General features: G+C 44.7%; 8 protein-coding genes. 6 read left to right on the top strand and 2 right to left on the bottom strand.

The window, feature by feature from the left end; translation table 11 throughout:
- The 4 genes from RMO84_RS05885 to RMO84_RS05870 form a co-directional block, all read left to right on the top strand.
- Positions 1-331 (top strand): N-6 DNA methylase (locus tag RMO84_RS05885; RefSeq protein WP_310487543.1); only part of this gene is annotated, 331 nt, incomplete at its 5' end.
- Positions 332-333: 2 nt separating this feature from the next.
- Complete coding sequence (locus RMO84_RS05880; protein ID WP_310487542.1) at positions 334-684, top strand: papain fold toxin domain-containing protein; 351 nt, start codon at positions 334-336, stop codon at positions 682-684.
- Between the two features lie 2 nt (positions 685-686).
- Positions 687-1,007 (top strand): hypothetical protein, encoded by a 321-nt coding sequence (locus RMO84_RS05875; protein ID WP_310487541.1) that lies wholly within the window; start codon positions 687-689, stop codon positions 1,005-1,007.
- Positions 1,008-1,062: 55 nt separating this feature from the next.
- The gene (locus RMO84_RS05870) at positions 1,063-2,262 is read left to right on the top strand and encodes a restriction endonuclease subunit S (RefSeq protein ID WP_310487540.1); all 1,200 of its coding nucleotides are present in this window, start codon (positions 1,063-1,065) and stop codon (positions 2,260-2,262) included.
- A 44-nt stretch (positions 2,263-2,306) separates the two neighbouring features.
- Here RMO84_RS05870 and RMO84_RS05865 read toward each other — a convergent pair whose 3' ends face one another.
- Both RMO84_RS05865 and RMO84_RS05860 read right to left on the bottom strand, forming a co-directional pair.
- Complete coding sequence (locus RMO84_RS05865; protein ID WP_310487539.1) at positions 2,307-2,675, bottom strand: DUF5615 family PIN-like protein; 369 nt, start codon at positions 2,673-2,675, stop codon at positions 2,307-2,309.
- Between the two features lie 3 nt (positions 2,676-2,678).
- Positions 2,679-2,909, bottom strand: a complete 231-nt coding sequence (locus RMO84_RS05860) for a DUF433 domain-containing protein (protein WP_310487538.1) — start codon at positions 2,907-2,909, stop codon at positions 2,679-2,681.
- Between the two features lie 81 nt (positions 2,910-2,990).
- Between RMO84_RS05860 and RMO84_RS05855 the strand changes: the two genes are divergently transcribed.
- Together RMO84_RS05855 and RMO84_RS05850 are read left to right on the top strand one after the other, a co-directional pair.
- A complete protein-coding gene (locus RMO84_RS05855; protein ID WP_310487537.1) occupies positions 2,991-6,392 on the top strand; it encodes a DEAD/DEAH box helicase family protein in 3,402 nt (1,133 codons plus the stop codon).
- A gap of 180 nt (positions 6,393-6,572) precedes the next feature.
- A partial coding sequence (locus RMO84_RS05850; protein WP_310487536.1) for a DNA polymerase beta superfamily protein occupies positions 6,573-7,232 on the top strand: 660 nt, incomplete at its 3' end.

Below are 7,232 nucleotides of genomic sequence, written 5' to 3'. Positions count from 1 at the left end.
GGGTACCGATGCGGTGTGGTTCTACGATATGCAGGCGGATGGTTTATCGTTGGATGATAAGCGGCAACCTGTGGAGCGAAACGATATTCCCGATCTGGTGCAGCGATGGCATTTTAGGGATCTGTTGAAGGATGTGGATCGGGGTGAAAAGGCGTTTTTTGTGTCGAAGGAATCGATCGTCGAAAATGGTTACGATCTCTCGATTAATCGGTATAAGGAGGTGGAATATGCTGAGGTGGTTTATGAGTCGCCAAAGACGATTTTAGGTAAGTTGAAGGCTTTAGAGGATGAGATCCGAGCGGATCTCGATGAGCTAGAGGGAATGCTGTAGTGATGGATAAACGATTTATCTGGCTGGAAGTTAGTAAAATTGTTGCTGGTTATCCATTGCTGGAATGCGACCGCTGTGCTGTAGCTGTATCCAATTGGCTCACAGCCAATGAAATTCCCTATAAAATCATTAGATTAAGGACACAGCGCAGGAGTGAATTTTTCATCGTTAGTCAAAGGTATGGGATGAGCGATTCAATTACGGAAAATGGAACTCACTATGGTGTGGAAGTATTGGGTCTAGTCTTTGATAATTTGTCTGAATATGGGTTATCGAGAGTTGAGTGGATTGCCGATTTTAATTGTCGAAGTGGTCGGTTTATAATCGATGAAGTAGAATCTTTAGGAGGTTAATAATGGCTGATTTATATGAAACACTCGCCCAAATTAAAGCGGCTCCAGGGATGTATTTAGGTCGTCCATCAGTGAGCGATTTGTTTATGTTTTTAGCAGGATATGAGTTTGCCAGGTCGAAGATGGGTCAGGATCTCGATGAGAGTGAGGAGCTATTTTATGAGAATTTTCAGCCGTGGTTACAGGAGCGGTTTGGGGTGAAAAGTGTAACGAGCTGGGCGAAGTTAATTATGCTTTCTTGTCATGATGAGAAGGCAGGTTTTGATAAGTTCTTTGGTTTGTTGGATGAGTTTGTAAAACATACGCAAAGACAGGCGGCTTAGGTTTTATGTTGAATGATGGGATTCGATTGGATTTAGATGAGCTAGAGGGAATTTTATGAAAGTGGCAAGAATGCGTATCGATTTGCCTAGCAATTGGCAATGGTCTAAATGTAGTGATGTTATGGATGTTCGTGATGGAACGCATGACACTCCAAAATATACTCAATTTGGATATCCATTAATTACATCTAAAAATTTAAAGCCTGACGGAATTGATTTTTCGGATGTCTCATATATTTCGGAAGAAGATCATCGCGATATAAGCAAGCGTTCAAAGGTAGATAGAAATGATATTTTATTTGCAATGATTGGGACTATTGGGAATCCTGTTATTGTTGAAACAGACGAAGAGTTTTCGGTGAAAAATGTTGCTCTGTTTAAATTGGCAAAAAGTTATATAGATCCTGTGTTCTTTAAATATCTTTTAGGTACACCAATTATTCAAAGACAATTAATTAATGAAACACGGGGAGGAACTCAAAAATTCGTTTCCCTTACAGTTTTGCGTAATATGCTCATTCCTTATCCGCTACCGGAAGAACAGAAGCGGATTGCGGCGATTTTGGATAAAGCCGATCGAGTGCGACGCAAACGGCAAGAGGCTATCCGATTAACTGAAGAACTAGGTCGATCAATTTTCCTCAACATGTTTGGCGAACAGCATAATTATCCTAAGTCACTCGTTGGCAGTATATGTACAGTAAAGGGAGGTAAACGATTACCTATAGGACATCAATTAGTTTCTAATGATACTGGTTATCCATATATTAGAGCTGGAAATCTCAAAAAGGGGACTACTACCGGAGAACTACTTTATTTAAAACAAGAGACACATCAGGCTATCAAAAGATATACGATTTCCTCTGATGATGTTTACATAACAATAGTTGGTGCATATATAGGTGATGTTGGAATTATTCCAATTGAATTAGACGGTGCTAACTTGACTGAAAATGCAGCTAAATTAGTTATCAAGGATAATCGCGTAACTAATTACTTTATCTCTTATTTCTTGAGATCTGATATTGGGCAAAGGCAAATAAAATCAAAAATCAAAACTACAGGGCAGCCAAAGTTTGCGCTTTTCAGAATAGAAGAAATTGAAATACCTATCCCTCCTCTTGAAATGCAGGAAAAATTTCAACTAATAATAGAAAATATTGATAAAAATAATTATTCGATGAGTGTTCATTATCAAGAGTCTGAAAATCTCTTTAACTCTCTGCTACAAAGAGCCTTTCGAGGGGAACTCTAAACGCGAACTTGGTGGCGATCGAGAAGTTGCGATCGAGCGACAAATTAATCAATGTCAGGTGTAGTAAGTATCCTCATTCTGACCTTATCATCTTCAACCACACTAAAATGACCGTGCCAATCATCTCTAAGCGCGATCGCCTTGGCTACTTTTTCAGCAATTACCAAACTAGAAGGTGCCTTAATCCGAAATAAAACAATGCCAGCAGTAGCAAGTAACTTATTCCGAAAAGCCAACTCACCAAAATCCTTATCAAACGTTAAAACGATCCGGTCTTCAGCTTGAGCGCGTTCTAATACTTGCGGATCGGCAATACCTGGAGAATCAGATCTAATCCACGCCACATCATGCCCATTTTCGCGGAGTGCCTCAACAGCATCCAAGGGGAAATTTTCATCAGCCAGAAACCGCATAAATTAAGCCGGAATAGCATAAACTTTTTCAGACTGAAGCAATGTGCTGGCATAGCTCAGACAGGCTTGAATATCCTCGATCGCCATCCCTGGATAATTCCGCAAAATTTCCTCTGTACTCCAGCCTTGAGCCAGCAAATCGATGATAAATTCAACGGCTAATCTAGTGCCTTTAATCGTTGGCTTACCAACCAAGATATTGGGATCGATCGTAATTCGAGATTGCCAGTTCATAAGGTTTAAGGTAGGCGAACGGGGAAAGTTAAGATAAGCGATCGGTACCAAGTCTCTTCATTTTACAACTCCCCCACAGACATGCCTAGCAACTTCGACTTTCTCAACCCCGATTTCCCCCAAATCTTTGACCATGCCACCAACGCCGAAAACTTGGTACATAGTGCGCCCCGTGCCAGTTGCTTCTATATTCGCTACACCCTAGAACAAGCCGTTCACTGGCTTTATGCCAACGATCCCTACCTTCAACTCCCCTACGACGATAAACTCAGCGCACTCATCCACGAGCAAACCTTTCGAGACAACCTCAGCCCCAATCTCTACCCCAAACTTCGCACCATCCAAAAGATGGGAAATATTGCCGTCCATCGCTCTGCGCCCATTAGTGCCAGCGATTCCCTCCACCTGATCGAAGAACTGTTTCACTTCCTCTATTGGCTCTGTCGGTCTTATAGCCCCAATGGTAAGACACTAGGGAAGATTGATTTCAACCCCCAGCTCATCCAGCAGCCTCAAGCACAGGGTAAAAATGAACTTACCCTGATTCAGCTCCAAACCCTCGAAACCCAGCTCTCTCAAGCCGAAGAGATGAAAGCGATCGCGTTGGAGAGAGAACGCCAAACCGCCGCCGAACTCGATCGACTCAAAGCGGAACTCACCGCCCTCAAACAAACCAACACCAAAGTCCCCGACCCCCACAACTACAACGAAACCAATACCCGCAAATATTTAATCGATGTCCTGCTCCGCGAAATGGGTTGGGATCTAACTCATCCCGATTCGATCGAATACCCAGTCGAAGGAATGCCCACATCTGTCAATCCATCGGGTAAGGGTGCTGTTGATTACGTCCTCTGGGATGAGAATGGTTTGCCCCTGGCGGTGGTGGAAGCCAAACGTACCCGCAGAAGTCCTGAAGAGGGCAAGCAGCAAGCAAAACTCTACGCCGACTGTTTGGAGCAGAAATTTCACCAGCGTCCAGTGATTTTCTATAGTAATGGCGATCGAACCTTTATTTGGGACGATCGCAATTACCCAGAGCGGGAGATTCAAGGCTTCCTCAAAAAGGATGAACTTCAAAGATTAATCTGGCGACGTACCAATCATCAGCCGCTCCATTTAGAAGTACCCGATGCCAATATTGCCGGACGCAGCTATCAAACCGAAGCCATCCGCCGGATTAGCGATAATTTCGCTAACAAAAGCCGCAAAGCCTTGTTAGTCATGGCAACTGGCACCGGAAAGACCCGTACAGCGATCGCGATCGCCGATTTGCTCATCAATGCTAACTGGATTAAACGAGTATTATTTCTAGCCGATCGTACCAGCCTCGTCACCCAAGCCAAACGCGCATTTACCCGCCATCTACCCAACGTCACCACCGTAAACCTCAGCAAAGAACAAGACATCGACGGGGCGAATATCGTCTTTTCTACTTATCCGACGATTATGAATGCGATCGATCGAATCGACGGACAAAGTAGAAAATTTGGCTCTGGCTATTTCGATCTAATTATTATCGATGAAGCTCACCGCAGCGTTTACAAGAAATACCGCTATCTCTTCGACCATTTCGATGCCCTCTTGCTAGGGTTAACCGCCACCCCCAGAGACGAAGTAAACCGCGATACTTATCAAATTTTCGACCTGGAACAGGGCAATCCCACCTTTGCCTACGAACTCGACGATGCAATTAGAGACGGTCATCTAGTCCCGCCCACAGGCATCGACGTACCGTTTAAATTCCTCCGATCTGGGATTAAATACAGCGAACTATCCCCTGACGAACAAGCAGAATATGAGGAAAAGTTTGCCGATACCGAAACGGGCGAAATCCCCGACGAAATTAATGCCGCCGCCCTCAACCGCTGGCTATTTAACTGCGATACGATCGACCAGGCTCTCGAAGTATTAATGGAACGCGGCATCAAAGTAGACGGGGGCGACAGGTTGGGCAAAACGATTATTTTCGCCCGTCGCCACGAACACGCCGTCGAAATTGAAAAACGGTTTAATCAAAATTATCCCCACTACAAGGGCGCATTCGCCAGGATTATCGACAATTACGATAAGTACGCTCAAAGTACGCTCGATGACTTCTCGGAAGCCGATAAACAGCCGACGATCGCCATTTCGGTAGATATGCTCGACACGGGGGTAGATGTCCCTGAAGTCGTCAATTTGATGTTCTTCAAACCCGTCTATTCCCGCGTTAAGTTCAACCAAATGATTGGCAGAGGTACCCGTCTGTGTCCCGATCTGTTTGGCGTAGGTTTAGATAAGCAAGAGTTTCTGATCTTCGATCTCTGCGCTAATTTTGGCTATTTCCAGCAGCAAATTAAGGAGAAAGACCCAAAACCCGCCGACAGTCTGGGCGAAAAACTGTTTAAGGCACGGCTAGAACTCTATCAGAGCGTGGCAACTAGCAATAATGTCAATCTGAATCAATTACAGCAAGATTTAGGCGACAGTCTGCATCAACAAGTTGCCAGCATGGAAGCCCAGAACTTCATGGTGCGCCGTCACCTTGCTGATGTTGAGGAATTCTCAGTGCGGGAACGCTGGGACAAACTCAATCCACAGGATCTCAAAACGATCGGCACAACCCTCTCACAGCTTCCCAATGGGCTACCAAATGAAAATCCTTTAGTCAAACGCTTTGATTTAATTTGTCTCAAAATTCAACTTGCCATCCTCCAAGATCGATCTGGCTTGGAAACCCTACGGGATAAGGTGCGAGACTTGCTCGGCAACCTGGAAGAGAAACGGACAATTCCCACGGTGAAGGCACAACTTCCCCTGATTGAAGCCGCCCAAGCAGAAAATTGGTGGATTGATGTTACGCCCATTGAGATCGAGTCTCTGAGAGTGAAAATTAGGGATTTAATGCAGTTTGTCGATCGACAAATCGAGAGCATTATCTACACCGATTTTCAAGACGAGCTGGGAGAACTCACCGAAGTTACCGTCCCGATCGAGCAAACAGGCTTCAGCCCTTACCAATACCGTAAGAAAGTTGAAGCCTATATCCGCGCCAATCAAAACCACATTGCGATCGCCAAACTCCGCCGCAATCTCCCCCTTACCGAAACAGATCTCATCGCCTTAGAGGAAATGCTGTTCGTCATCGAGGGCTTAGAAAGCCGCGAGAAGTTCTTAAATGTCTACACCAATACCGCCCAAAACCTCAAAAGTTTTATTCGCACATTAGTCGGACTCGATCGCGCCGCAGCTAAAGAAGCCTTTAGTAAGTACCTACAAAACCAACAATTCAGTGCCAACCAAATCCGTTTTGTCGAGCAAATCATCGATCTGCTCACCCAGCAAGGAGTGATGAACCCACGCTTACTCTATGAGCCTCCATTTACTGACTTTCATCGAGATGGATTGGATGGGGTATTTGGCGATGATGATGCAGATTCGATCGTGGCGATCGTGCGATCGTTCAACCAGGCGGTAGAGATGACATTTGAATCTGCATAATTAATACCTGAGGTCAAAATCGATCGTTGAATGTGCGACCTATCTTTACGGTGGGGCGCGATACAATTGAATACAAAGCAGCGTAAAACAGCTAATCGATCGATCGCCACCAAGCCGAGCAGCACCAATTTTGTCCTGCGAACAGCCGCTCCCGCACATCCTCTTATTCCCTAACTCCCGATGCAACGTTTAGAAGTCGAACAACGTACGATTCTAATTGGCTTGGCTGGTAGCCACGGTTATGGATTGAGCCGTCCCGAATCCGATCTCGACTATCGGGGAGTGTTTATTGCGGGGAAAAAGTATTATTTAGGTTTTGATAAAGTCGAGCAAAAAGATGCCGGCTGGGATACCGAACCTGGGCTGTTTGATTTTCTCAACGGGCAGAAAGATACGGTTATTTACGAGCTAAAAAAATTCATTCAACTTTTAGCAGGTGCCAATCCTAATATCATCGAACTGCTCTGGCTCAAAGATTATCCAGTTAAAACCGAAGTCGGCAAATATCTGCTCCAAAACCGCCGGATGTTCCTTAGTAAGCGAGTCAAACACACATATTCTGGCTATGCTTTCGCCCAGATCAAAAAGATTGAATCTCACCGCAAATGGTTGCTGAATCCACCTCAGATCGAGCCAACTCCCGAACAGTTTGGTTTAACCGGAGAACGCCCCCTAAACAAAGAAGAGTTAAATGCTTTTCTGGAATATCTGTATAGTTTAGTACGTGGTAAGATCGAATACCTTTCTGAAGCCCAAGAGCTACATCAACTCTTAACTGGAGACATCGATTATAAGGGATTGCTCAAACAACACAATCTCACCGATGAAGTTTTAGAATAC

The organism is Chamaesiphon sp. VAR_69_metabat_338 (assembly GCF_031423935.1).
Classification (GTDB): domain Bacteria; phylum Cyanobacteriota; class Cyanobacteriia; order Cyanobacteriales; family Chamaesiphonaceae; genus Chamaesiphon.
The sequence above is the reverse complement of the archived record's forward strand: the minus strand, read 5'-3'. Positions and strand labels throughout refer to the sequence as shown.

Coding starts and splice junctions, on each gene's coding strand:
- RMO84_RS05880 (WP_310487542.1), top strand. CDS start 334: ATGGATAAACGATTTATCTGGCTGGAAGTTAGTAAAATTGTTGCTGGT.
- RMO84_RS05875 (WP_310487541.1), top strand. CDS start 687: ATGGCTGATTTATATGAAACACTCGCCCAAATTAAAGCGGCTCCAGGG.
- RMO84_RS05870 (WP_310487540.1), top strand. CDS start 1,063: ATGAAAGTGGCAAGAATGCGTATCGATTTGCCTAGCAATTGGCAATGG.
- RMO84_RS05865 (WP_310487539.1), bottom strand. CDS start 2,675: ATGCGGTTTCTGGCTGATGAAAATTTCCCCTTGGATGCTGTTGAGGCA.
- RMO84_RS05860 (WP_310487538.1), bottom strand. CDS start 2,909: ATGAACTGGCAATCTCGAATTACGATCGATCCCAATATCTTGGTTGGT.
- RMO84_RS05855 (WP_310487537.1), top strand. CDS start 2,991: ATGCCTAGCAACTTCGACTTTCTCAACCCCGATTTCCCCCAAATCTTT.